The sequence below is a fragment of the Micromonospora sp. RB23 genome (assembly GCF_053585025.1).
The window spans coordinates 2109094-2132936 of sequence record NZ_CM132111.1 but is presented as its reverse complement, the minus strand read 5'-3'; the positions used below and the strand labels follow the sequence as shown (position 1 = coordinate 2132936).

Genomic DNA, 23843 nt, shown 5'->3' with positions numbered 1-23843 from the left:
CACAGACCCCGACGGGCGCCAGCAGTCCGGGGAATCAGGACCGGTCCGCGGGCCATAGGATCCACCAACATGGTCCGCACCACACCCCCGCGTCCCCTTGATATCACCGCGGTCTTCCCCGAGCTGCGGGAACACTCGACCACGGCCACCCGCCTGCATCCCCGACCCGGCGCTCCGACCGTCAGGGACAGCTCGGTTGGTGGACCGCTGCTGTGGCCGGCCGACGAGGTGTGGCCGGTCTGCGACGACACCGGGGCGCACGAGCCGTACAACCTGACGACCCCGGCCGACCTGCGCCACCAGCGGAAGATCCTCGCGGCAGCAGAAGCCCGGGCCCCGCTGCCGGGCGGGCACTTCTTGACGGCGCAGGAGCGGGCGGAACTCGACGCGGCCGACGCACGCGACCTGGACCACCTCATCGAGAGTCCCATCCCGTTGGTCCCGGTCGCCCAGCTGTACCGACGAGACATCCCGGACTACGCCGGTCCGGACGGCACCGACCTGCTCCAGGTGCTGTGGTGCCCCGTGGACCACTCGGACCGGCACTACAGCCCTCGCGTCTTTCTCCACTGGCGCGACAGTTCGGCCGTCGGCCCCCTGCTCGAAGCACCTCCCGAGCCGTCGGTGATCAGCGACATGTACCTGCCGATTCCGTGCCTGGTGCACCCCGAGCAGGTCCGCGAGTACCAGTACGCCGACCTGCTCCCCGATGACCTGCGCGACCGGCTCGATGAGTGGGATGACGACGAGGACGAGAGCCGTCCGCACTATCAGAGCGACCTGTCGCTGGCGCCGGGATGGAAGGTCGGCGGGTACGCGAACTGGTCACTGACCGACCCGTACCCGATGGACTGTGCTGTCTGCGGCACCACGATGACCTTGATCTTCACCGCGGATTCGGGTGACTGGAACGGCATGAATTGCAGCTGGCGCCCGTACGAGGAAGACCCGAACGCGTCCCCGGACATCGTCGGCGTGCAGATCGGTCGCGGCTACTCGCTGTACACCTTCCGCTGCCCCGAATCATTCGATCATCCCCCGGCCACCGCCATGCAGTGACGCGGCCTCCCGTCCCGGGTGCCGTCCGTCGCCCACGCGATTGAGCAGGTCACGGGCGGGGTAGTGCCCGTCCTCGCAGATGATCAATCGGCGGCCGGGTCGGGCCCGCCGGCGAGGGGGTAGCACCGGTGCGGACGTGGGGGCGCGACGCCGTGGCGCGATTGCGTGGCGACGGCATGACCGTGGTCGAGCTGACCGCCGCCGCGGTGGTCGCCTGGATCGTGGCGGCGGTGGTGATCCGTCACCCGGACCCGTTCTACGCTCCGACCGCCGCGCTCGTCGTACTCGGTGAGTCCCGCGGGCGACGGCTGCGGCAGACCGTCGAGATCCTGCTCGCGGTGGCCGCCGCCGTGCTCGTCGCGGAACTGCTGGTGTACGCGCTGGGCCCCGGCACCGGCACGGTCCTGCTGGTGCTGTTGCTGACCACCACGACGCTGGTGCTGATCGGAGCCCGTCGTGCTCTGGTCGTGCAGGCCACCGTCTCGGCCATGTACCTGGTGGTGGTCGCCGCGCCGCACGGCACGCTGATGCCGTTCCGCTTCGTCGACGCGCTCATCGGCGGCGGGGTCGCGTTGGCCGCCAGCCAGCTCATGGCCGCCCGCGACCCGCTGGCACCCCTGGTGGCGCAGGCCCGGCGCAGCTACACCGACCTGGCCGACCTGCTCGACACGGTGAACGCCGCACTGCAGGGCTGCGACGAGGACGCCGCCCGCGCCGCGCTGGACCAGGCTCGGCAGGTGGACGACTGCGTCGCCCAGCTACAGACCGCCGTGCTCGCCACCGGTGAGACACTGCGGCTCGGACTGCGCCGCCGGCACCTGGGCAAGCTCGCCGACGTGGAAGCGACGCTGCGGCAGCTCGACTACGCCGCCCGCAACATCCGGGTGCTGGCTCGGGCCGGCGTGACCCTGACCCGCCGGCACACCGCCACACCGCCGGAGCTGACCCCCGCGATCGGCGCGCTGACCGGCGCCGTACGGTCGGCCGGGGAGGCTCTGGCCAGCGACCTCAGCGGCGCCGACGCCGAGCGGCACGCGCACCGGGCCGACGCAGCCGCCCTGGAGGCCGTCCGGATCGCCGCGGGCCTGCTGCGGTGTGACCCACCGCTGCCGGTCACCATGATCGTCGGACAGATCCGGGCGACCGCCATCGACCTGCTGCGCGGAGTCGGCCACGACGACGTGACGGTGCTGGATCGGGTGGACGAGGCGCTCGGCCTGAGCCGGGCGTGACGCCCGGTCAGTCGACGGTGCCGACGAGGCGCGTGGCGGTCCAGCCAGTTCGGCGAGGCGATCACCGAGCCGTCGCGATCCGAACAGCCAGCACCGCGTTCGACGGTGGTCGCACATTCACCGCGCCGAAGGAGCCCTACGCATGGACGACGCACTCCTCGTCCGTTGAAGCGCGAAGGACCAAGCGGCTGGACGACCCGACCGGGCGGACCATCCACGAGCGAAGGCAGGCGGAACTTCAGTTGCCCAGCCCTCGCGGGGCAGCAGTCGCGGACGGTGAGTAGTTGTACACGATGTAGCCTCGGTAGACCGCGATCCTGTCGTACAAAGTCCGAGCCTCGGCGTCGACCTCGGTGTTCCAATACAGGCGTGGGGCACCATGCTCGTCGGCATCCTGCGCCACTCTTCCGATCATCGCAGTGGCAATACCTCGCCGTCGTACCTCTGGTGTGACGAACAGCTCCGCCAGATAGCACCTCCCGGCCCCCCCACACGCTCGGGTGAAACAGGTAATGCGCGATGCCGACCATCGTGCCGTCGAGCCGTGCGCAGATGCCCCGGATCTGCCCACCGTCGACCAAGCGATGCCATGTCCGTTCGTAGCCTTCGTCGTCGACCTCGGTCGCGGGCCGACCCGGCCGGCCAGCCCAGTGCGCGTGGAAACTCCGGGTCAACGCTTCCCACTCGTCGCGGTCGGGCTGTGTCAGCGGACCGATGCTCATCACCTGGCCATCCTCCTGCCGCTCTGCGCTTCGGGCGACCGTACGGGATCGCGCCGGGGCTGCGTGTTCCTCACCCGCGTCACGTTGGAACCTGCGTTGGAGAATGTCTCCTCCGGAAAGTTCGAGCACCTGCGGCGGGATGCTCGTCAGCAACTGGAACGACAGACCACCACCTGACTCGCTCGACGGCGGCGCGCTGGTCACGTTCATCGACACACCGCGCCGCTCGCGATGGCGGGCCGGGAGACCGGCACATGAGCGTTCCGCGGGCATCGTCAGCAGCCATGTTGCGGAAGCCACCGCCGCTCTGGTCTACCGGCCGGCTCGCAACTCACCAAGGACCTGTACAACCTCGGCGCGGACCTGTGCTGGGCAACCCCAGTAGTCGTAGATGCCACCACGGTCGCCGTTGTGACCACAGATGACGAACACCCCGGTACCCAGCCGGCGCTTCAACTCGGTGGCCAGCCATCCGACGAACCCGCTGTTGTCCAGTTCGGGCGGGAAGTGGAACGAGAACACCGTGAAGCGCTCCCCCTCGGTCGCACCGCCTGGCGCCAGCCAGGACCACCGATCCTCGTCGCGCACCACGGCCAGCAGGTCAATCGTCAAGGCCGGTGGCTGGGTAAGCGGGGCCTCGAGAAACGACCACTCACCGTCAAATATGACCAGTTCCGCGGCCGCGATGACACGTCGCAGCCGCTGCGCGGTCTCGTCATGGGACTCCTGGCTGATGCTGACCACGCAACGATCTTGCCCCATGACGGCGGGCACCGCAGTCGCCCTCGGCACACCGCTGCTGGTCAACCCGTCGGCGTCCTGGGCCGCCCGACGCAGCGCAGGCGTCGGGCGTGCATCAGGGTCGAGTTGTGCCCTCGATGGTGCTGCTTGTCCGCGGACGGAGTGCGGTCAACAGGCTGTCGAGTTGACCCCATGCTCGCGCGCTGGCGACGTGGTCAATGTAGTCGCGGGATTCGATGATGAGCCCATTGCGGATACGCATCACGAAGACGCATGGCACCCGGAATTCCTCACCTGTCTCGGCGACCCGCCCCTGATAGGCAAACTCGGCGACAATCACCTCCGGGTCCGCGGTCTCATGAATCCTCACGTCGACCGGCTTACGGTTCAGCGTCCGGCCAACCGGAGGCGTCGCGGTGAAGTGCTCGTGCAGTTCGCTGCGGCTACGCAGCGGTGGCGGGTTGAGCGGGTGAAACGGATGCGTGACATGGGTTTCTTCGCCGTACAGGTCGGCCAGGTCCTCGTACGGGCCGTCGCAGACACCGTTCACAAGTCGGAGGAAAGTTTCGCGTGGACTACTCATGCCGAGCTTCCTTCGAATCGGTAGATGTCACCTGTGCCATGCCGAGGGCAACATTCGGGGGTGGCCCGTACCCCATCGACGGCACCCTACCGACATGAGTCCCGATTCGACTGCCCCGAGGGGTCTTCGTCGGCTGTCAGGCCAGGCCGGTGCAGGCCGCGCGGACCGCGGTGCAGGAACACCTGGTGGCCGCCGGCAATCGAGGCCGACTGCGGGGCGATAGCCATCAGTCGTGCGGAGCGGTTGCGACACCCGAGCACCTGCACGTCGTCGACGGTCTGCCCGTTGAGCGCGGCGCCGGTGGGACGCGACGCTCGTACCGTAGCCGTTGCTGTGGACGACGATGAGCTGGCGGGTGCTGGCCGGAATGGTGTGTAGCCGGGAGGCGATGTTGCTCGCTGCGGCCGGCGTCGCGGCCTTACTCGTCGGGGCGCGCGACGGCGACCGGCTGACAGACGGCTTCGTGGATCGGCTCGCCGAAGGCGACGGGGACCGGCTGACCGAAGGCGATGGGGAGGGACTTGCGGGGTCAGTCGGTTCGGGAGCGCCGGTCACCGAGATATCGATCGGAGCCAACCCGGCGTCCACGGTGTCGTTCCGGCCCGGATCTGCGCAGGACGTGAGCCCGAGCCCGCCGAGCAGCGCCACCGCGATGGCACCGAACACTGCCCGCCTGAACGGCGTTCGCATTCCTACTCCCTCAATGGTTCTTGATGTCAGCCAGTCGTCTAGCCAGAGGTGACCGCGAGTCCGGGGGGACTCTTGCCGCGTAGTTGGTCCGAGTTCGCAGGTGCGACCCTCGCGGACGGCGAAGGCAGCGCTGGAGATCAACTGAGCCACTTCCACGGCGTCGTCGGTCTGGCCGGCGTTACATGTGAGGGCGGCGCCCGCCGAATCGAGAGCCTCGTCGGCGACCGGGGACGACTCGGGCAGCTTCGGCCGCACCACGCGTATGGCCCTGCCGCCGCCTGCTGACGTCAGACGAGGCGTTGGATGCGGACCTTCGGGCGCTCGTTTCTCAGGTGGCCGTGCTTGTGCTGGCGGACCTGTTCGTCCCAGACCTCCTGGTCGTATTCCGGGTCGGGTGGGATCCACTTGTGGGAGCCGTCGCTGTAGTGGAACTTCTCGTCACCGGGCCGCAGGATGCTCATCGAATCCAGCCGAGGAAGCGTCTGTGCAGCGCAGCCGCCGGCAACCAGGTCAGGTCCTGGGAGGCCCGCGCCAGCTGGGCACCCAGGTAGAGAGCCAGGGAGAGCGGAGCATCGTCGAACTCGGCGCGTAGCTCGCGCTGCCGTGTGCGGCAGGGCCAGGGCGCATCGCAGCCGCTACAGCTCCAGATCGGCAGCACCGGGCCGTGCGTGGTCATGCGCCACCTCCGAGCAACGCCGCCCTCATCGACCGCGCCTGCCGGCTGGTCCCCGAGGCCACTTGCCAGCACGGGTACGGCGTGAACCGCGACCAGCACGCCCGACAGCCGGCGCAAAGGCCGTCTTTCCCGGGCAGATGTACAACCGGAGCTTTCGGCTCGGCCTCGTTGATCACTGCTCCTCCTGGCAAGGCCAGTGCCCCCGGTTGATCGGGATGCGGTGTCGGCTGCGACAGGGCAGCTCCGCCCCGCAGCGGCAGATCCACCTCCACTTCGGCCACGACCATGCTGGGCGGTGGCGTCGCGCCAGGGTCATCGCGGCAGCGGTCAGGTACTCGTCATAGGTCACTCGTCGCCCTGGTGGTGTCCTGTCCCGCATCACTGGCTCCCTCCGCCGGGCAGCACTCCATGGCCGACCCCAAAACGACGGGACCGGATCTGGAACGTTCGGTAACTGCGACGCTACGATCACGACGGCGTCGCTTGGACTCACCGGCAGTACGACTGAACAGGCGAGATGGGCTGCCATAGCCTTCGTTTCACGGCGGAACGTCGACCACGGGTCAACGTAGGGATGACGCATGAGAGGTCCCGGACGATCAATACCGCATCGCGGCGAGGTGACCGGCTACCTGTTCAAGCTGATCCGGGAGTCCATCCCGCTCACCCAGGAGCAGCTCGCCATCGACCTAGACATCGATCGCGTGACCGTGCAGAGCTGGGAATCCGGGCGCCGGCCATTCACCGCGGTACCGCTCGGGCAGGCGATCGCCGTCCGACGCCGGCTCGGACAGCTCGGCGCGAACAGACTCCTGCTCGCAGCACTTGACGACGCCGCAGAGGCGGATCTCATCCTCGCCGCCGTCCTCAATGCACATGTGGACCGCTGCGACATCGCCGAACAGCCGCTGGGCTGGTCCGTACTGACCCACCGTCTGACCGATTTAATCCTCTGGGCCGTCCTCGGGCAGACACCGACAATCACCAGAGACCTACCCCTCGCCCATTCCCGGCGAGGTCCAGTCCCGTCCGGGCCCACCCTGCCCGTCGATGAGCAACGCGCGTTCTTCGCTCACCTCTACGTACTCGCCGACCGCGCCGCAGCCGGACGGCATCGGCACGTGCTGCTGCACCGGCAAGCCTGCTTCCTAGCCGGCATGGACCCCACCAAGGCAGCAGCAGGTTGGCTCAGCCAGAGCACCGCGCGAGCCCACCGCACGACCACCTTTCGCTCCTGGTCGCCGCTGTGGCCCGACGCCCGCTCCATCGTCACGTCCCTCGCCAACCAGGGTGACCCGGAACCGTTGCGGGATTTCATCGCTCGGGCACATCCCGACGACACCTGCGAGCGGGCAGCCCTCAACTACTCGGCCTACTGGGTGGGCGAGGTCCCCTACCGCCACCGCGACGACTCGTTCATGCCCGGAACGCTGACTGATTGGCATGGCTCATGCCTTCTTCGGCACCTGGTCCAGCGCCTCGATCCAGGGCATCCCTTCGTCGATCTCAACATCCACAACGTCTGGGCTCTGCTGGCCGCACGACGCGGTCTCGCTCTCGACAACCCCGCCGCAATCCGGGCGCTCCTCGACCGCAGTGTCCCGCTCCTGGACAGCGACCGGATCTCCGCGCAGTCACGGCAGGAACTAATCTCTATCGTCTACAGCCTGCGGGCGGACGGACTCACCGGCACAGGGACGGGTAGATGACCGACGACCACGACGCCGGAGCGATGAGATTCATCTTCGAAGCCGGCGTCCTCAAACGCGCCGCCCGGACCGGCTGGTGGTTCGCCGGCGTCAAGCAACCCGAGTCCATCGCCGAGCACTCCTTCCGAACGGCGTTCATCGGAATGATTCTCGCCGTCATGGAGGGCGCTGACCCAGCCCGAGTATCGATGCTCTGCACCCTGCATGACACCCAGGAAACTCGGATCACCGACATCCCACACATCGCCAAGCGCTACCTCACCGCCGTACCCAACACGGCCGTCACCGCCGACCAGGTGGCCGCATGTCCCCCAGCCGTCGCCGACGTCATCAACGCCGCCGTCGCCGAGTACGAAGCCGGCGAGACGCTGGAAGCTGTCGTCGCTCGCGACGCTGACAAGCTGGAATGCCTCGTCCAAGCCGTCGAGTACCGCCATCAAGGCATCGACAGTGTCCAGCGCTGGATTGACAGCTCACGAGCCGCGTTGAAGACCGCCAGCGCCCACCGCCTCGCCGACGCCGCCCTCAACGGACAACCCCTCGCCTGGCTCACGCCCCCACCCCAGGACTGAATACTCAACACCTGCGCGGCCGACGACGGCCCGTAATGGGCATGACCGACTCATGGGTGACTCATGATCTCTGCTATGGGACAGCAAAAAGCCGGCTGGACTATGCCCAACCGGCTTTGACCTGCAAGAACTAAGGGTGGGCGATGCTGGTATCGAACCAGCGACCTCTTCGGTGTGAACGAAGCGCTCTCCCACTGAGCTAATCGCCCTCAGCGCCGTTGACTCTACCCGATCGTGGAACCAGACCAAAAATCCGGGGTCAGCGCGCCGCGAGGTACTGCCTCGCCTCGGCCACCACGTCGATGCCGAGGCTGAGCTTGAGGGAGAGCCAGACCACCGCGCCGACGAAGACCAGGCCGACGGCGCCGAGGACGAAGCGCAGTGGCAGTGACTGCCGCGTCACCCAGCGCGTCCAACCGTGCACGTGCCGCCGGGTGAAGCCGAGCAGTCGGCGGGCCCAGTGGAATTCGACGGCCCAGATGCCGAGGCCGGCGATGACCAGCAGCCAGCCGGGCCCGGGCAGCGGGATGAGGGCGATGCCGATGGTGACCACCAGCGCACCGGCGATCGCGATGAAGATCTTGAGGGCGATCCGACCGGTCGGGTTGGCGCGGATCAGGTCGAGCGTGGTCGAGATCCGCTGCCGCCAGCGCGGGCGGCGCGGCGGTTCGCCGACGACGAGGACGCCACCGGGACGGCCGGCGTCGGGCGTCGACCGTCCGGGTCGCTCGGGCTGCTCCATCGGCACGTCGTACCCCCGCTTTTCGGCTGCTCGGACCGCGACGTTCGGCGGGCCGGGCGCGGTCACCGGATCCACTGAGGATCGGTTCGTGACCATTTCACCCCCCAGTGTCGCTCGGGCCCGTCACTGCAACGGCCGACTGGACGTTACCGGAGTAAGTCGACGACTGAGCCACCCGACGCCGGGCGGAATCACGCACTGGGCAGAACCGGAAATCCTACATGAATGTTCACATTCACGAGGCGCTTCCGTCCCCCTTCCCACCACTGGGTGAAGTCAGCGTATGGCGGAGCGTAGCCAGGAGTAGCACCTGAGTATGGGAAAAGCGGGACACGCGCGTTCCGCAGCGGTGCCGGGGGGAGAACGTCCATGAGTGTCATCCGACCGACGACCGTAGAGGTCGAGACGTCGCTAAGGCTCGTCGCGCCTGACGCCACCGCCTTGCCGGTGCGTGCCAGTCTGCGTTACGACCCTGCTGACCCGTATGCGGTCCATGTCCTGTTCCATGCCGAATCGGCCGGCGGCGAGGCGGTGAGCTGGTCGTTCGCCCGCGAGCTGCTGGTCACCGGCCTGGACGAACCGGCCGGCATCGGGGATGTGCGGGTCTGGCCCTGGGCCACACCGCGCGGCGACTTCGTCGCGCTGGCCCTCTCGTCACCGGACGGCAACGCCCTCTTCGAGGTGCCGCGCAGCGTCCTGGTGCGTTTCCTTCGACGGACGTACGTCGTCGTCCCGCGCGGCCGCGAGGCCGAGCACCTGGACGTCGACACGGCGGTGAACCGGCTGCTCGCCGGCCGCTGAAAAAAGCGACACCGGGGCCGCGCGGATCTGCCGAGTCCGCGCGGCCCCGGCACACCCAGGGGGGTACGACGACAGCCCGACCCGGGCCGGGCGGTGCTCAGCCGTGCGTGGTGATGCCGCCGTCGACGGGGATGACCGCTCCGGTGAGGTAGGCGCCGGCCCGCGACGACAGGTAGATGGCGGTGCCGGCCATGTCCTCGGGGCGGCCGATGCGGCCCAGCGGCACCTGCTGTTCGATGGCGGAGCGGCTGGCCGGGTCGTCGAGGGCGAACGCCATCATCTTGCTCTCGAACGGGCCGGGCGCGATGGCGTTGACGGTGATCTGCTCGCCGGCGAGCTGGTGGGCGAGGCTGCGGGTGAGCATGTGCACGGCGGCCTTGGTGGCCGAGTACGCGTACACCTCCATGAACGGCACCCGGATGCCGTCGATGGACCCGATGTTGATCACGCGGGCCGGGTCGTCGGCGCTGGCGGCGGCGCGCAGCGCCGGCAGCAGCGCCGTGGTGAGTCGGAAGACGGCCTTGACGTTGACCGCCCAGAGCTTGTCGAAGGCGGCCTCCGGGTAGTTCTCCAGTGGCGCGCCCCAGGTGGCGCCGGCGTTGTTGACCAGCACGTCGAGGCGGTCGACGCGGTCGCGCACGGCGGCGGCCAGTGCCTGCGCGCCGTCGTCGCTGCTCAGGTCGGCGGGGATGGCCTCGCACAGGCCCTCGGCGGAGAGTTCCGCGGCGACCTTCTCACAGACGTCCGCCTTGCGGGACGAGATGATCACGCGGGCGCCGGCTCGGACGAAGCCCTGGGCGATCATCAGTCCGATTCCCCGCGACCCACCGGTGACCAGGACCGTCTTGCCTTCGACCGAGAACAGCTCCGTCATAGGAATCCCATCGTGAGTCGGCGTGCTCCGCCGGTCCGGCGAGCGGCCGGCGGGACGCCGGGACCGGGCGGCGATACCGCCGGGTAACGTAGCCCGGCCGTGGGGACCGCGACAAGCCAGGACGTCGTCGCGTACGGCGGTCGGGATGCGGTGACCTGCGGTTCGGGCTACCGTCGCAGACGATGGTCTCCACCGATCCCTCCCCCGCGCCATCGATCGGAACGGCATCACCCGTACCCGACGAGATCTCCACGTTCGCGCTGGCCGACCTGGCCGGTGACCCCGGCTGGCGTCGGCCGGTGTTCGTCGAACGGGAGCTGTTGATCCTCACCACCCGCGGCCACGGCGACGCCGAGCTGGACTTCCACCTCCTGCCTTGCCGGCCCGGCACGCTGCTGCGGGTTCGCGCCGGCCAGGTGCTGCGGTGCGTCGGCCCCCAGTTCGACGCGGCGGTGGTCGGCTGGACCACCGATGCCCTGGACGGCCTGGCCGTCGATCCGGACGCGGCGCCGACCTGGCGGCAGTTGGCCGGCGAGGACGAGGACGCGGTGATCAACGAGGTGAGCCAGTTGGCGGTCGACTGCCAACGGCACCGCGACGGCCCGGCCGGCCGCGCGCTGCTGCGTCACCAGCTCGCCGTGCTGCTGCTGCGGTTGGCGCTGCCCGACGCGAACCGGGCCGGGCAGCGTAACGAGGCCGAGACGTTCCAGCGGTTCTGCCGGGAGGTGGAGCACGGCTACCAGGTGTCCCGGCGGGTCGAGGATTACGCCGCCGCGCTCGGCTGCTCGGTGCGTACCCTGACCCGGGCCTGCCTGGCCGTCACCGGCCGCAGCGCCAAGCAGGTCATCGACGAGCGGGTGGCGTTGCAGGCGGCCCGGCTGCTCGCGGCGAGCGACGAGCCGATCGCGCAGATCGGTCGTGGGCTCGGCTTCTCCGAGCCGACGAACTTCGGCCGGTTCTTCACCCGGGAGATCGGGGTCAGCCCCGGCGCGTTCCGGGCCGCCCGCGACCAGACGGCCGCCGGTCGGGTCGTCCGACCCCGACCGTCGGTCGAGCCCACCGGCGCCAACGGCGGGCGGTTCCGCACCGGCGCACCCGTCGAGCCCCGCAACTCGGGCCGGCCCGGTGGTCCGGGCGTCCCGAGCGGACGGGCATGATGACGGGGTGCAGATCTCCGCGCGCGGCGACTACGCGGTACGGGCGGCGCTGAGCCTCGCGACCGCGTACCCCTCGCTGCTGTCCACCCAGGCCATCGCGGCGGAGCAGGACATGCCCCGCAAGTTCCTGGAGGCGGTCCTGGCGGATCTGCGTCGCGCCGGCATCGTCCGGGCCCAGCGTGGCGCCGAGGGCGGTTACACCCTGGCCCGTCCGCCGCGTGAGGTGACCGTCGGCGCGGTGCTGCGCGCGGTGGAGGGCCCGCTCGCGGGCGTACGCGGCCTGCGCCCCGAGGAGACCCGCTACGAGGGCTCGGCGGAGAACCTGCCCGGCCTGTGGGTGGCGGTGCGTGCCGCAGTGCGGCGGGTGGTCGACGAGGTGAGCCTCGCCGAGATCGTCAGCGGTCGGCTGCCCGCGCACGTCCGCAAGCTCACCGCGCTGCCCGACGCGTGGGAGCCGCGCTGACGCCCCTCACAGGGTGCGCACCACGTCCTCGGTGGTGAGCCGGGGCAGCCGGTCCTGCCAGGCGTCCGGGCCGGGGCGGCCGACGTTCAGCAGCAGCAGCGCCTCGTGCCGGCCGTCGGGGAAGAACTCCCGGGTCACCCCGGCGGCGTCGAACCCGGCCATCGGGCCGGCGGCCAGCCCCGCCGCGCGTATCCCCACCAGCAGGTAGCCGATCTGGAGAGTCGCGCTGAAACGGGCCTGCTCGGCGCGGGCCGTCCGGTCACCCAGCCACTCCCGGGCCTGCGGCCGGTGCGGGTACAGCTCGGGTAGCCGCTCGTGGAAGTCCACGTCGGCGGCGAGCACCGCCGCCAGCGGCGCGCTGGCCGTCTTCGCCCGGTTGCTCGACGACACGTACGGCAGCAGCCGGGCCCGGGCCTGCGGCGAGCGCAGCAGCAGCACCCGTAGCGGCTGACCGTTGTACGCGGTCGGCCCGTACCGGATCAGGTCGTGGATCGCGGCTACCTGGGCGTCGGTGACCGGCTCGTCGGTGAACGTGTTGGCCGTGCGGGCCGCCCGGAACAGCAGGTCCTGGGCGGCCCGGTCCAACACGAGCAGATCGGCCGCGACGGGCGCGTTCACGCCCGGGCCGGGGTGGTGTAGCCACCCCGGTGGTGCACCAGCGGTGGGCCGTCGTCGCCGTCGCCCAGGGCGAGCGGTTCGGCGATGACCAGGGTGTGGTCACCGACCGGGACGCGGTGCACCACGCGACAGAGCAGCCGGGCCAGCACTCCGGTCAGCAGTGGCACCCCGAACGGCCCGGCCGTCCAGTCCGGATAGGCGGCGAACCGGTCGATGCCGCTGGTGGCGAAGACCGTGGCCGCCTCTCGCTGCCCGGCGGCCAGCAGGTGGACCGCGACGTGTTCGGCGCGGGCCAGCACCGGCCAGCTCGACGACGTCGTACCGAGGCAGAACGAGACGAGCGGCGGATCGAGCGAGACGGAGGTGAACGAGGTGGCGGTGAATCCGGCCCGGATCGGTTGGCGAAACCCGCCCGGGCGGGCCGGCTTGGTGGACCGGGCCACCGCGGTGACCACGGTGACGCTGGTGGCCTGCCGACGCAGCAGCGCCCGGAACAGGTCCCGGTCCACCGGTCGCAGCTCCGTCGCGTCCGTGGTCGGACGCTCCAGGGTGGTCACGCCGACGCCGGGGCCGGCGCGGCGTGCGCGATGAAAAAGTTCTCGTCCCGCTGCAACATGAACCCATGCTGCCGACGGCGCGACCGGCCGGTCAACGGTCTTCCAGAAGATGAGACTTGCATCGCCGACGATGTTACGAAGCATCTGTAGCAGCCTTTACCGCAGCGCAACACCTATCTGGTGGATAGGAGTTGGCGCATCGCGGCGTGACACCGTCCACCCGGGACGACGAGGAGGTTTCGGAATTCGCCCGTTCGGGAATGTTCGATCTCGACACGGCAGGGAACGGTTGACGAGGGGAGTGCTCCGATGGGCCTCATGTTTCGCAAGCGCAAGAAGATCGGTCCGCTGATCCTGAACTTCACCGAGAACGGCTTCTCCTCGTGGAGCATCAAGATCGGCCGCTGGTCCTGGAACTCGAAGGCCCGCGCACACCGCGTCGACCTGCCGGGACCGCTGTCCTGGAAGCAGGACAAGGCCCGGTCGTAACGACCCGGGAGTCGAGCGGGGCGCCGGTGATTCACCGGCGCCCCGCTCGGCGTCTTCGTCCCGCCCTCCACCTCGCCGATCTTGCACCTTCGGTTGCCGTTACACGCGGGAATGTCCCTTGTGTCGCCGCAGGAAGTGCAAGATCGCGGGGGTCTTAGGACGTGGGGGTTTCAGGACGTGGGGGTGATCAGTTCGTCGCCGGCGAGGCGGCCGGACTCGCGTTCCCTCGTTGCTTTGCCCTCCTGCACCAGGGTGGTGAGGGCCTGGTTGGCGTCGGTCGCGCGGTAGACCGTCGCGGTGAGGGTGTGTCGGCGCAGCTCGGTGACCGGGCGCGGCCCACCCCGGCGCAGCTCGGCCAACAACTCGCGGGCCAGCGGCTCCAGGGAGGCACCCCCGGTCACGTCCGCTGGCGGGGCCGTCGGGTCGGCGGGGTCGCGGTAGCGCACCCCGAAGTCCGCGCCGACCGACCAGAGCGTGTCACGGACCGCCTCCAGGCTCCGGTCCGACCGGCTCCCGAACGCGATCACGCCGGCCACGGCGTCGTTGAGGTCGGCCGCTTCCAGCACCGGCGCCACCTCGGCGACCAGCGGGAAGCCGGCGAGGCCGAGGGCCGGGCGGGCGCTGGTGGCGGCGTGCAGCAGCACTTCGCCGTTGCGGCCGTTGGCGCAGGCGCGGAGCACCTCGGCGTGCGCCGGGCCGGACAGGTCGGCGAAGCAGAACAGCGGCGCTCCGGCCACGGAGGCCGCCTTGAGCGCCACCGGCAGCCGGGCGGGGCCGCCGGGCAGCAGGTGCACCGTCACCTCGGGAGGCAACTCCGCCTCGACCGCCCCGAGCCGGGCCGGCAGGTCGGTGACCTCGTCCGCGAGCACCAGAATCGTCACCTGCCGACCGCGTATCTGCGCCGCGTGACCGGCGACCGCCCGTAGCGCCGCCTCCGCGCCGCCGCCGTCGGCGCCGGCCCAGGCCAGCGCGACGGTCGCGCGGCGGGAGCGGTGCAGGGCGACGGGCAACCAGGTCGCCACGTGGCGGACCAGCAGTTCGCGGAGGACGTCGGCGGTCCGGTTGGTTGGCATCGGTCCGTTCTACCCCATGGCCGCTCAGGCCGGTACGGAGATCCCCACGCCGCCGCGCGTCTGGCCGCCGTACCGCTGCCGCTCGGCGTCAAGGTCGAGCCGGCCGATGCGCTTGCGGGCGGCCACCGTGGCGTCGTCGAGCAGGTCGGCCGGGACCAGCCACACCACCTCGAACTCCAGGCCGTCGGGGTCCTGCCCGTAGAGGCTCTTGGTCGTGCCGTGGTCGGACGTGCCGGCCAGCGCGCCGGCGGCGGCGAGACGCTCAGCGGTGACGGCCAGCTCGTCGAGGGTGTCGACCTCCCACGCCAGGTGGTAGAGCCCGACGGTGGCCCGGCCGGCGGTCGAGCGCCCGGCGCCCGCGCCGATCTCGAACAGACCGAGGTCGTGGTCGTTGGTGGAGTCGGGGGCCTGGAGGAAGGTCGCGCCCCGGAAGCCGTCCGGGGTCATCTCGACCGGGGTGAAGCCCAGCACGTCCCGGTAGAAGGAGACGCTGCGGGCAAGGTCACTGACGTAGAGAACCGCGTGGTTGAGCCGGTGAATACCCATGACCCCACACTAGCGTCGTTTTGTTGAGCGTTCAACCATCGGGAGTATGATGGTCGTCATGACCCGCTGGCTTAACCCTGACGAGCAGCGCACCTGGCGGGCGTTCCTCGCCTCCTCCCGAGCGCTCATGGACACGCTCGACCGTGAGCTGCAACGCGATGCCGGTATGCCGCACGCCTACTACGAGATCCTGGTCCGACTCTCCGAGGCGCCCGGTCGGCAACTGCGGATGAGCGAGCTGGCCGAGGCGACCGGGTCGTCGCGCAGCCGGCTCTCGCACGCGGTGGCCCGCCTCGAGGAGGCCGGCTGGGTGCGCCGCGAGGACTGCCCCACCGACCGGCGCGGGCAGATCGCGGTGCTCACCGACGACGGTTTCGCCACCCTCGCCGCCGCCGCGCCCGGCCACGTCGAAGGGGTACGTCGGCACCTGTTCGACGCGTTGAGCCCCGCCCAGGTCGACCAGTTACGCCGGATCAGCGAGACGTTGGCCGAGCACCTGAGCAGATCCTGACCGATCGACACCGGCGCGGGTCTTGTACTTACCGTCGTCGGATGAGCACGATGGGGCGTGTCCTCCGGCTTCGACGAGTTGACTGACCAGGCGCACCACCTCGTGTCCGCTGGCGACATCGCCGGTGCGCAACGGCTGCTTTCCGACGCGCTCACCGACGCCGACCCCCGCCCGGCCAACGCCACACCGGAGTTGGCCGAGGCGGCCAGCCTCCAGGCGCGGGTGCTCGTCGCCCTCGGCGAGCCGCACTCCGCCCGCGGCTGGGCCGCCTTCGCGTACGCGGCCACGACCCGGTTGCACGGCCGCTCCGACCCCCGCACGGTGGCCGCCGCCGCGACCCTGGCCGCCGTGCTGCACCGGGTGGGCAGTCACTCCCGGGCCGCCCGGCTCTACCAGGACGTGATCATCGAGCTGACCGCGCAGGACGGTCCCGAGTCGCTGCGGGTGCTGGCCGCACACGCCGACCTGGCCACCGTCGAGTACGCCCGCGGTCAGTGCACGGTGGCCCGCGACCGCCTCCAGGACGCCTGGGAGCTGCACCGCGAGGTGTACGGGGACGGCCACCCCAGCGGCATCAAGATGTTGGCCCGGCTCGGCTCCATGCAGCGCGACTGCGGGCAGTTCGCCGAGGCGCACGACAACCTCGCGCTGGCCCGCGAGCTGTGCCGGCAGCATCTGAGCGCCGACGACCCGCTGGCGCTCCAGGTGGCGGCTCTGGCCCGGGCGGCGGCCAACCCCGACCACGTCTGCGCCGACGACGCGTCCGCCGTCCGGGACGCCCCGGTGGTGCCGGCCGCGCGCACCCCGCCGCAGTCCGACCGGCCGCTCGATCCCGCCTACTATCCACCGGCCCCGGCCCCGGCGGAGACGGAGACGGCTGGTCCCGCCGACCGTACCGATGAGGGCCTGGCCGGCGCCGGGCTCGCCAGCGGCGGCTCGGTGCCGAATCCGCGGGTACCGGCCGACGAGCCGGACGGCTCCCCGGACTTCCGCTGGCCGCCGGATGATGAGCCGGACGGATCGTCGGACGACCGCTGGCCGCCGGCTGACGAACCGGGCCTCCGCTGGCCACCGGACCCGGCGGACGACCCCGTCCCGCACCCCACCACCGCGCCCGTGCCACCGTCGGTCGCCGGGTTCACGGGCGGCACCGAAGAGTCGTCCGGCGTGTACCGGCTGTACCGCCCCGGCGCGCCGTCCGAACCGGACCGACCGTCCGCGCCGCTGACGCCGTACACGCCGTCACGGCTGCTGCCGGTGCCCGTGCACCGGGCGCCGTCGCCGACGCGCAACAGGCTGGTTCCGGTGCTGGTGGCCGGCGTGGTCGTGGTGCTGCTGGGCACGGCGGCGGTCATCGCCGGCGTGGCACGCGTCGGCGACGGGGACGACCCGAAGTCCGGGCCGCCGCCGAGCGCCGGCCCGAGCGGAACGGTCGCCTCCCCCACCACCGGCACCCCGGCCGCCGGCACGGCCGCGCCGGCAGCCGCACCGGGCTCGCCGCCCGGCGCGGTGTCGCTGCGCGACAACCAGGACAACATCGCTCTGCGCTGGACGTACCCGGCCGGCGGCGAGGGGCCGGTGGTCGTGTCCGCCGGGCGGGCCGGGCAGGACAAGACCGCCATCGCCACGCTGCCCGCCGGCACCGACAGCTACATCGTGTACGCGCTGAACCGCGCCAACGACTACTGCTTCACCGTCGCCGTCGTCTGGTCCACCGACACCGTCGCGAGCGCCAACCAGGTCTGCACCCGCCGCCGCTGACGTCCGCCGTGCTCACGGTCGGGCCACCATCGATGGCGGCTCGGGCCCGGTCGGGGTCGCCGGGAGCAGCAGGCGTACCCGCAGACCGTGCCCGCCGTCGGCGTCGGTCAGGGTGATGGCGCCGCCCGCGCGGCGCACCAGCTCCCACACGATGGCGAGGCCGAGGCCCGCGCCGCCGTGGTCGCGGCCCCGGCCGTCGTCCAACCTGGTGAACCGGTCGAAGACGCGGCCCCGGTCGGCCGCCGGAATCCCCGGGCCGTCGTCGGTCACCGTCACCAGGTGGTACGCGGCCTCGTGCGGCTCGGCCGCGACGATCACGCTGCCCCGCGCGTGCCGGACCGCGTTGTCGACGAGGTTGGCCAGCACCCGCCGCAGCTCGGCCTCGTTTCCAGCCGTCCACAGCGGCCCCGACGCCGGTGCCACCCGCACCGGGGGCGACGGATACCGGGCGGCGACCTCGGCCACCAGGGCGGCCAGGTCGACCGGGCCGGTGCCCCGCGCCGCCGGCATCTCGTCCAGGCGGGCCAGCAGCAGCAGGTCGTCGACCAGCCGGCTCAACCGCTCGGTGTCGGCGAGCAGGTTGACGGTCACCGCCGACCAGTCCGTCCGGTCGGCGAGCCGTTGGGCCACCTCCAACTCGGTACGGATGTTGGCCAGCGGGCTGCGCAGCTCGTGCGCGGCATCGGAGACGAAGGCCCGCTGCCGGGCCCGGGCCGACTCCAGCCGGTCCAGCATCCCGTTGAGGGTCACCGCCAACCGATGGATCTCGTCGGCGGACGCGGGCACCGGAAGTCGGCCGGCGCCGGCCCGACCGGTGATCTCCTCGGCGCCACGGCGCAGCGCCTCCACGGGACGCAACGTCGCGCCGACCACCCGCCACGCCACCGCGGCCAGGACCACCACCAGCAGCGGGAACGCCACCAGCAGGATGGTCCGCACCACGTGCGTGCTCTGCCGCACGTCGGCCATCGAGCGGGCGACCAGCACGGTGAGCGGCTCGGCCGCCGTGCCGGCGGGCACCGCGACCACGCGGACCGGCCCACGGAGGCCGACCCGCTCGGCGGGGACGTCCAGGCGTTGACGCTGGCCGGTGTGCAACCACTCGGGGCGGACCATCGGAACGAGCCGGTCCGCGTCGATCGAGGCGGCCCGGACCCGCCCCTGCGCGTCGATCACCTGGACCCGGACCTGCCCGCCGGCCACCGGCAGCGGGTCGGGCAGCGCGTCCTCGGCGGCGAGCAGGGCGACCGCGTCGCCCGTCCGGAACGCCTCGGTGTCCACGTTGCGCTGGAGCACGAAACGGAGCGCGCCGAGCAGCACCACCCCGCCGAGGGCGAGACCGACGGTGAGCCCGAACACGCCGAGTGCCAGGAGGCGGCCCCGCAACCCCAGGCCGTGCAGGCCCCGGCGGGGCGACCAGCCGCGCGGGTCGGCGGATGTCACGTCGCCAGCCGGTAGCCGGCGCCCCGGACGGTCTCCAGCCGATCCCGGCCGAGCTTGCGACGCAGGTAGCCGACATACACCTCGACCACGTTGGGCGCCGTCTCCAGGCTGGCGTCCCACACGTGGTCCAGCAGCTCGATCTTGGAGATCACCTGACCGGGTCGGCGCATCAGATAGTCCAGCAGGGCGTACTCGCGTGCGGTCAGGGTCACCTCGGCCTCGGCCCGGGTCACCCGCCGACGGGCCGGATCGAGCCGCAGGTCGCCGACCGCCAGCACGGCGGGGCGCTCCGGCGCTCCCCGGCGCAGCAGCGCCCGCAGGCGGGCCAGCAGCACCACGTACGAGAAGGGCTTGGTCAGGTAGTCGTCGGCGCCGCAGTCCAGACCGTCGGCCTGGTCGTACTCGCCGTCCTTGGCCGACAGCATCAGCACCGGCAGCCACTGCTGCTCGGCCCGCAGCCGCCGCACCACCTCGTAGCCGGAGAGACCGGGCAGCATGATGTCGAGGATCATCGCGTCGTACCCGCCGTGGCGTGCCGCGTCCAGGCCGGCCGGGCCGGTCGCCACCACGTCGACCGCGAACCCCTCCGCCTGCAGGCCGCGTTGCAGGGCAGCCGCCAGCCGGGCCTCGTCCTCCACCACCAACAACCGCACACCCCAAGGGTGCCACCCGGGTCACAATCGCAGGTTCGGCGTCCTCAGCGCTCTCACAGCGCCGAACGGGCAGGATGTCGGACAGGAGGTAGTCACCATGTCGATCCTGAGAAGCCGTCCCGTCCTGCGGTGGCTGGTCCCGGTGGCCGCCGGCGTCGCCGTCATCGGTGGCGGCGCCGCCGTCGGCACGTTCGCCGCCGAGGCCGAGCCGAGCCTGCCGCCGCGTACCGCCGCCCAGCTTCTGGTGGACCTCCAGACGTCCTCCCTGGAGGGGTTGTCCGGGACGGTCGTGCAGCGGGCCGACCTCGGCCTGCCGCCGCTCGTCGGGTTGGTGCCCGGCAACGACCTGACGGCTCTGCTGAGCGGCACGCACACGCTGCGGGTCTGGTACTCCGGCCCGGACCGGCAGCGCGTCGCGCTGGTGGACACGCTCGGCCAGCGGGACATCATCCGCAACGGTCGGGACGTGTGGACCTGGGAGAGCCGCGGCAACACCGCCCGCCACCGCGCCCTGGGCGACACGAAGGGCACCGGCAAGCCCGCGCCCGAGGCGATGCCGAGCCTGCCGGCCACCCCTCGGGAGGCCGCCGACCTGGCGTTGGGCGCGATCGACCCGAGCACCGAGGTCAGCGTCGGCCGCTCGGCCACCGTCGCCGGTCGGGACGCCTACGAGCTGGTGCTCGCGCCACGTGACCGTGACTCGCTGGTGCACCAGCTCCGGATCGCCATCGACGCCAGGCAGCACGTGCCGCTGCGCTTCGAGGTGCTCGCTCGCGGCAGCGACCAGCCGGCCTTCGAGATGGCCTTCACCCAGGTCGACTACCGGCGGCCCGACGCCGACCAGTTCGCCTTCAACCCGCCCCCCGGCGTGACCGTCACCGAGGAGACCGCCGAACGGCCGACCCCCGGCGGGCCGGCGCACGTCGCACCGGGTCGGGACCCCCGGGTGCGGACGGTCGGCGACGGCTGGACCACCGTCGTGGTCGCGCGTCTCGACGATCCCTCGGGCCGGAAACCGGCCGCCGCCGCGTCGGACGCCGACATCTCCAAGCTGCTCGGTGGCCTCCCGGCGGTCAGCGGCGAGTGGGGCAGCGGACGGCTGCTCACCGGCAAGCTGTTCAGCGTGCTGCTCACCGACGACGGCCGGGTGCTCGCCGGAGCGGTCACCCCCCAACGGCTCTACCAGGTGGCTCGCGGCTGAACCCCGCACACGCGTACGCCGGGTCGACCACACGGTCGGCCCGGCGTAACTGTGTGACCTGCATCGGCCCGGTCGGCTTGGTGACAGCGGACCGGCCGCGCTATCTTCGACAATTCAGGGGCACAAAAAAGAACGGCATTAAATGCCGTTCTAGCATTGGATACTAACGTTTAGGGAGACGGCTTGTCAAGGCACTCCGGCGGTACCGGTGAATTGCCGGTCGACGACGAGATCGGCCGTGAGCAGGAGTACGTCTCGATGCTCTACAACCGCCTGGACGGGTTGCGTGAGCAGGCCGCCCACCGGCTCACCGCCGAGCTGCGCAACACCGGCGGCACGCTGCAGGACCGCTCCCAGCGCGACAGCTCCGTGGCCATGTACGCCGACCAGGTCGAGCAGTTCTCCGCCGTGGAGAATGGCCTCTGCTTCGGGCGGCTCGACGGCGACGACGACTCCCGTCGCTACATCGGCCGGATCGGGATCTTCGACACCAGTGGCGACTACGACCCGCTGTTGATGGACTGGCGTGCTCCGGCCGCGCGGCCGTTCTACCTCGCCACGGCCGCGAACCCGCAGGGCGTACGCCGCCGCCGGCACCTGCGTACCCGCCAGCGCAAGGTGACCGGGCTCAACGACGAGGTTCTGGACATCGACAGCGCCTCCCCCGGCGGGCACGAGGAGCTGACCGGTGAGGCGTCGCTGCTCGCCGCGCTCAACGCCGGTCGGACGGGCCGGATGCGCGACATCGTGGAGACCATTCAGGCCGAGCAGGACCGGATCATCCGCGCCGACCTGCCCGGCGTGCTGGTGGTCCAGGGCGGCCCCGGCACCGGCAAGACCGCCGTCGCGCTGCACCGGGCGGCGTACCTGCTCTACACACACCGGCGGGAGCTGTCCAGCCGTGGTGTGCTGCTGGTCGGGCCGAACGCGACGTTCCTGCGCTACATCTCGCAGGTGCTGCCCACGCTGGCCGAGACGGGCGTGTTGCTGCGTACCCAGGGCGACCTGTTCCCCGGGGTGAGCGCCCAGCGCGCCGAGCCGGCCCGGGCCGCGGCGCTCAAGGGCCGCGCCGTGCTCGCCGAGGTGCTGGCCCTCGCCGTACGGGACCGACAGTGGGTGCCGGACGAGCCGCTGGAGATCGAGGTGGAGCGCGAGGCGCTGACCCTCGACCCGGAGACCGTGCGCGCCGCGCGGGACCGGGTACGCCGCACCGACCGCCCGCACAACCTGGCCCGCGCCCTGTTCGACGTGGAGATCGTGCACGCGCTCGCCGACCAGGTGGCCGAGCGGATCGGCGCCGACCCGCTGGGCGGCGACAACCTGCTCGACGAGGCCGACCGCGCCGAGATCCGCCGGGAGTTGCGGGACGAGCCGGAGGTGCGGGCCGTACTCGATCGGTTGTGGCCGGTGCTCACCCCGCAGCGCCTGCTCGCCGACCTGTACGCGGATCCGGACCGGATCGCCGCCGCCGCGCCGATGCTCACCGACGACGAGCGGGCGCTGCTGCGCCGCGAGCCGGGCGGCTGGACGCCCGCCGACGTGCCGTTGCTGGACGAGGCGGCCGAGCTGCTCGGCGAGGACGAGCGGGCCGCCGCCGCCCGGCGCGAGCGCATCCGCCTGATGGAACGCGAGTACGCCGAGGGCGTGCTGGAGATCGCCCGCGGATCCCGCTCGATCGACGTGGAGGACGAGGCCGAGGGTGGTGAGATCCTCGGCGTGACCGACCTCATCGACGCGGACCGGCTGCTGGAACGGCAGGAGGAGGCCGACCGGCTGACCACCGCGCAGCGCGCCGCGGCCGACCGGACGTGGGCGTTCGGCCACGTCATCGTGGACGAGGCGCAGGAGTTGTCGCCGATGGCGTGGCGGCTGCTGATGCGCCGCTGCCCGAGCCGTTCGATGACGATCGTCGGGGACGTGGCGCAGACCGGCGCGCTCGCCGGGACGCCGTCCTGGGCCGATGCCCTCGCCCCGTACGTGGCGCAGCGGTGGCGGTTGACCGAGCTGACGGTCAGCTACCGCACGCCGGCCGAGATCATGGCGGTCGCCGCCGAGGTGCTCACCGAGATCGACCCGTCGCTGCGGCCACCCCGCTCGGTACGGGAGAGCGGCGTGCCCCCGTGGGACCGGTCGGTGCCCGACGAGCAGCTACCCGCCGAGCTGGTGTCGGCGGTGACCCGCGAGGCCGCCGGGCTCACCGAGGGCCGGCTCGGCGTCATCGTGCCGGCCGGCCGCGTCGACGCGCTCGGCGCGGCGCTGACCGCCGCGCTGCCCGAGGCCACGGTGGGCGAGCACCCGGAGTTGGAGAGCCGGGTGGTCGTGCTGACCGTCGCGCAGGCCAAGGGATTGGAGTTCGACTCGGTGCTGGTGGTCGACCCGGACCGGATGGTGGCCGAGTCGCCACGCGGGCGCAGTGATCTGTACGTCGCGCTCACCCGGGCCACCCAGCGCCTGGGCATCCTGCGCGCCTGCCGCTGACCCGCCCACGTCGCCCCCGCCGACCGGTCGTCGGCGGGGGCGCGGCGGACTCACCGCCGGTCGGTGGAGCGGTCCTGGATGGACTTGCCCGGTCCGGTCGCGGACGTGGACTGATCGCTGGTCCCGCCGCCGGTCGGGGTGCTCATGCCACCGGTGGTGGCGTCACCGGTCGTCGTCGGCGCCACCTTGCCCGGGTGCCGCTCCGGCTGGCGGGCCACCCGGCGCGCGCTCGCCGGCCCGGCGGTGCCACCGGTGGTCGTCACCGCCCCCTGCCCGCCGACCGGACCGCCGTCGTGCAGCACCCGCGGATCGACCTGCTCGTGCGCCGGGTCGAGCGGGTCGTCCCGCTGGATCTGGCTCTCGATGTCGGTGGGTGGCACCGTCACCTCGTCGAGGGCGCCCTCGCCGTACACGCCGCCGATGATCTGGTTCTCGGCCCGGCGGGCGGCCTCCTGCCGCATGTCGTCCTCACGCACGTCCATCACCTCGCAG

At 71.5% G+C, this 23843-nt stretch carries 28 protein-coding genes and 1 tRNA gene; 14 read left to right on the top strand and 15 right to left on the bottom strand.

All coding sequences use genetic code 11. The features are described 5' to 3' along the window. Nucleotides 1-69 precede the first annotated feature (69 nt). Both ACTFTM_RS09875 and ACTFTM_RS09870 read left to right on the top strand, forming a co-directional pair. Nucleotides 70-1059, top strand: a complete 990-nt coding sequence (locus ACTFTM_RS09875; protein ID WP_449565487.1) for a hypothetical protein — start codon at nucleotides 70-72, stop codon at nucleotides 1057-1059. A gap of 152 nt (nucleotides 1060-1211) precedes the next feature. After that, nucleotides 1212-2291 (top strand): FUSC family protein, encoded by a 1080-nt coding sequence (locus ACTFTM_RS09870; RefSeq protein ID WP_449565486.1) that lies wholly within the window; start codon nucleotides 1212-1214, stop codon nucleotides 2289-2291. 238 nt (nucleotides 2292-2529) lie between these two features. Here the strand turns inward: ACTFTM_RS09870 and ACTFTM_RS09865 are convergent, their stop codons facing one another. Beyond that, the gene (locus tag ACTFTM_RS09865; RefSeq protein ID WP_449565485.1) at nucleotides 2530-2862 is read right to left on the bottom strand and encodes a GNAT family N-acetyltransferase; all 333 of its coding nucleotides are present in this window, start codon (nucleotides 2860-2862) and stop codon (nucleotides 2530-2532) included. Between ACTFTM_RS09865 and ACTFTM_RS09860 the strand changes: the two genes are divergently transcribed. Next, nucleotides 2804-3190: a hypothetical protein gene (locus ACTFTM_RS09860; protein ID WP_449566790.1), complete on the top strand. Its 387-nt coding sequence runs from the start codon at nucleotides 2804-2806 to the stop codon at nucleotides 3188-3190. The genes ACTFTM_RS09865 and ACTFTM_RS09860 overlap by 59 nt on opposite strands. Nucleotides 3191-3325: 135 nt before the next feature. On the opposite strand, the gene ACTFTM_RS09855 is transcribed toward ACTFTM_RS09860, so the two are convergent. Then, nucleotides 3326-3757 carry a DUF6196 family protein gene (locus ACTFTM_RS09855; protein ID WP_449565484.1) on the bottom strand — a complete coding sequence of 144 codons (432 nt, stop codon included), beginning with the start codon at nucleotides 3755-3757 and terminating at the stop codon, nucleotides 3326-3328. 112 nt (nucleotides 3758-3869) lie between these two features. Then, the gene (locus ACTFTM_RS09850; protein WP_449565483.1) at nucleotides 3870-4337 is read right to left on the bottom strand and encodes a nuclear transport factor 2 family protein; all 468 of its coding nucleotides are present in this window, start codon (nucleotides 4335-4337) and stop codon (nucleotides 3870-3872) included. A gap of 328 nt (nucleotides 4338-4665) precedes the next feature. Here ACTFTM_RS09850 and ACTFTM_RS09845 point away from each other — a divergent pair, with 328 nt between their 5' ends. After that, complete coding sequence (locus ACTFTM_RS09845; RefSeq protein ID WP_449565482.1) at nucleotides 4666-5079, top strand: hypothetical protein; 414 nt, start codon at nucleotides 4666-4668, stop codon at nucleotides 5077-5079. 235 nt (nucleotides 5080-5314) lie between these two features. Here ACTFTM_RS09845 and ACTFTM_RS09840 read toward each other — a convergent pair whose 3' ends face one another. Further along, complete coding sequence (locus ACTFTM_RS09840) at nucleotides 5315-5488, bottom strand: hypothetical protein (protein WP_449565481.1); 174 nt, start codon at nucleotides 5486-5488, stop codon at nucleotides 5315-5317. Continuing rightward, nucleotides 5485-5703, bottom strand: a complete 219-nt coding sequence (locus tag ACTFTM_RS09835; protein ID WP_449565480.1) for a hypothetical protein — start codon at nucleotides 5701-5703, stop codon at nucleotides 5485-5487. Before ACTFTM_RS09835 ends, ACTFTM_RS09840 begins: the two co-directional genes overlap by 4 nt. Nucleotides 5704-6284: 581 nt before the next feature. Between ACTFTM_RS09835 and ACTFTM_RS09830 the strand changes: the two genes are divergently transcribed. Then, on the top strand, nucleotides 6285-7412 hold the full coding sequence (locus tag ACTFTM_RS09830; RefSeq protein ID WP_449565479.1) for a helix-turn-helix domain-containing protein: 1128 nt from the start codon (nucleotides 6285-6287) through the stop codon (nucleotides 7410-7412). Beyond that, complete coding sequence (locus tag ACTFTM_RS09825; RefSeq protein WP_449565478.1) at nucleotides 7409-7984, top strand: HD domain-containing protein; 576 nt, start codon at nucleotides 7409-7411, stop codon at nucleotides 7982-7984. The genes ACTFTM_RS09830 and ACTFTM_RS09825 overlap by 4 nt, the downstream gene beginning before the upstream one ends. 137 nt (nucleotides 7985-8121) lie before the next feature. On the opposite strand, the gene ACTFTM_RS09820 is transcribed toward ACTFTM_RS09825, so the two are convergent. Beyond that, nucleotides 8122-8193 (bottom strand) — tRNA-Val (locus ACTFTM_RS09820). A gap of 50 nt (nucleotides 8194-8243) precedes the next feature. After that, a complete protein-coding gene (locus ACTFTM_RS09815) occupies nucleotides 8244-8801 on the bottom strand; it encodes a TIGR02611 family protein (protein WP_449565477.1) in 558 nt (185 codons plus the stop codon). 294 nt (nucleotides 8802-9095) lie between these two features. Between ACTFTM_RS09815 and ACTFTM_RS09810 the strand changes: the two genes are divergently transcribed. Further along, nucleotides 9096-9527 carry an SsgA family sporulation/cell division regulator gene (locus ACTFTM_RS09810; protein ID WP_007457244.1) on the top strand — a complete coding sequence of 144 codons (432 nt, stop codon included), beginning with the start codon at nucleotides 9096-9098 and terminating at the stop codon, nucleotides 9525-9527. A gap of 97 nt (nucleotides 9528-9624) precedes the next feature. Here the strand turns inward: ACTFTM_RS09810 and ACTFTM_RS09805 are convergent, their stop codons facing one another. Then, entirely contained in the window at nucleotides 9625-10401 is a 777-nt protein-coding gene (locus tag ACTFTM_RS09805; protein WP_449565476.1) for a glucose 1-dehydrogenase, read from the bottom strand. A 182-nt stretch (nucleotides 10402-10583) separates the two neighbouring features. Here ACTFTM_RS09805 and ACTFTM_RS09800 point away from each other — a divergent pair, with 182 nt between their 5' ends. Next, nucleotides 10584-11558 (top strand): helix-turn-helix domain-containing protein, encoded by a 975-nt coding sequence (locus tag ACTFTM_RS09800; protein ID WP_449565475.1) that lies wholly within the window; start codon nucleotides 10584-10586, stop codon nucleotides 11556-11558. A gap of 7 nt (nucleotides 11559-11565) precedes the next feature. Further along, a complete protein-coding gene (locus ACTFTM_RS09795; RefSeq protein WP_030333674.1) occupies nucleotides 11566-12021 on the top strand; it encodes an RrF2 family transcriptional regulator in 456 nt (151 codons plus the stop codon). A 6-nt stretch (nucleotides 12022-12027) separates the two neighbouring features. Here ACTFTM_RS09795 and ACTFTM_RS09790 read toward each other — a convergent pair whose 3' ends face one another. Further along, nucleotides 12028-12639, bottom strand: coding sequence for a malonic semialdehyde reductase (locus tag ACTFTM_RS09790; RefSeq protein ID WP_449565474.1), 612 nt, complete (start codon nucleotides 12637-12639; stop codon nucleotides 12028-12030). Next, on the bottom strand, nucleotides 12636-13196 hold the full coding sequence (locus ACTFTM_RS09785; protein WP_449565473.1) for a flavin reductase family protein: 561 nt from the start codon (nucleotides 13194-13196) through the stop codon (nucleotides 12636-12638). Before ACTFTM_RS09785 ends, ACTFTM_RS09790 begins: the two co-directional genes overlap by 4 nt. A gap of 309 nt (nucleotides 13197-13505) precedes the next feature. Here ACTFTM_RS09785 and ACTFTM_RS09780 point away from each other — a divergent pair, with 309 nt between their 5' ends. Then, nucleotides 13506-13685: a DUF4236 domain-containing protein gene (locus ACTFTM_RS09780; RefSeq protein ID WP_355051826.1), complete on the top strand. Its 180-nt coding sequence runs from the start codon at nucleotides 13506-13508 to the stop codon at nucleotides 13683-13685. A gap of 170 nt (nucleotides 13686-13855) precedes the next feature. Here ACTFTM_RS09780 and ACTFTM_RS09775 read toward each other — a convergent pair whose 3' ends face one another. Then, nucleotides 13856-14758: a hypothetical protein gene (locus ACTFTM_RS09775; protein WP_449565472.1), complete on the bottom strand. Its 903-nt coding sequence runs from the start codon at nucleotides 14756-14758 to the stop codon at nucleotides 13856-13858. 24 nt (nucleotides 14759-14782) lie between these two features. Further along, the gene (locus tag ACTFTM_RS09770) at nucleotides 14783-15304 is read right to left on the bottom strand and encodes a VOC family protein (protein ID WP_449565471.1); all 522 of its coding nucleotides are present in this window, start codon (nucleotides 15302-15304) and stop codon (nucleotides 14783-14785) included. Between the two features lie 49 nt (nucleotides 15305-15353). Between ACTFTM_RS09770 and ACTFTM_RS09765 the strand changes: the two genes are divergently transcribed. Then, a complete protein-coding gene (locus ACTFTM_RS09765; protein ID WP_449566595.1) occupies nucleotides 15354-15815 on the top strand; it encodes a MarR family winged helix-turn-helix transcriptional regulator in 462 nt (153 codons plus the stop codon). A gap of 57 nt (nucleotides 15816-15872) precedes the next feature. Continuing rightward, nucleotides 15873-17576 (top strand): tetratricopeptide repeat protein, encoded by a 1704-nt coding sequence (locus ACTFTM_RS09760; RefSeq protein WP_449565470.1) that lies wholly within the window; start codon nucleotides 15873-15875, stop codon nucleotides 17574-17576. 12 nt (nucleotides 17577-17588) lie between these two features. Here ACTFTM_RS09760 and ACTFTM_RS09755 read toward each other — a convergent pair whose 3' ends face one another. Together ACTFTM_RS09755 and ACTFTM_RS09750 are read right to left on the bottom strand one after the other, a co-directional pair. Then, nucleotides 17589-18947: a sensor histidine kinase gene (locus ACTFTM_RS09755; protein ID WP_449566594.1), complete on the bottom strand. Its 1359-nt coding sequence runs from the start codon at nucleotides 18945-18947 to the stop codon at nucleotides 17589-17591. A gap of 68 nt (nucleotides 18948-19015) precedes the next feature. Further along, the gene (locus tag ACTFTM_RS09750) at nucleotides 19016-19672 is read right to left on the bottom strand and encodes a response regulator transcription factor (RefSeq protein ID WP_449565469.1); all 657 of its coding nucleotides are present in this window, start codon (nucleotides 19670-19672) and stop codon (nucleotides 19016-19018) included. Nucleotides 19673-19769: 97 nt separating this feature from the next. On the opposite strand from ACTFTM_RS09750, the gene ACTFTM_RS09745 reads away from it, so the two are divergent. Both ACTFTM_RS09745 and ACTFTM_RS09740 read left to right on the top strand, forming a co-directional pair. Next, the gene (locus ACTFTM_RS09745) at nucleotides 19770-20873 is read left to right on the top strand and encodes a LolA family protein (RefSeq protein WP_449565468.1); all 1104 of its coding nucleotides are present in this window, start codon (nucleotides 19770-19772) and stop codon (nucleotides 20871-20873) included. A 258-nt stretch (nucleotides 20874-21131) separates the two neighbouring features. After that, the gene (locus tag ACTFTM_RS09740) at nucleotides 21132-23351 is read left to right on the top strand and encodes a HelD family protein (protein ID WP_449566593.1); all 2220 of its coding nucleotides are present in this window, start codon (nucleotides 21132-21134) and stop codon (nucleotides 23349-23351) included. 50 nt (nucleotides 23352-23401) lie between these two features. Here ACTFTM_RS09740 and ACTFTM_RS09735 read toward each other — a convergent pair whose 3' ends face one another. Then, nucleotides 23402-23827: a hypothetical protein gene (locus ACTFTM_RS09735; RefSeq protein ID WP_449565467.1), complete on the bottom strand. Its 426-nt coding sequence runs from the start codon at nucleotides 23825-23827 to the stop codon at nucleotides 23402-23404. Nucleotides 23828-23843 lie beyond the last annotated feature (16 nt).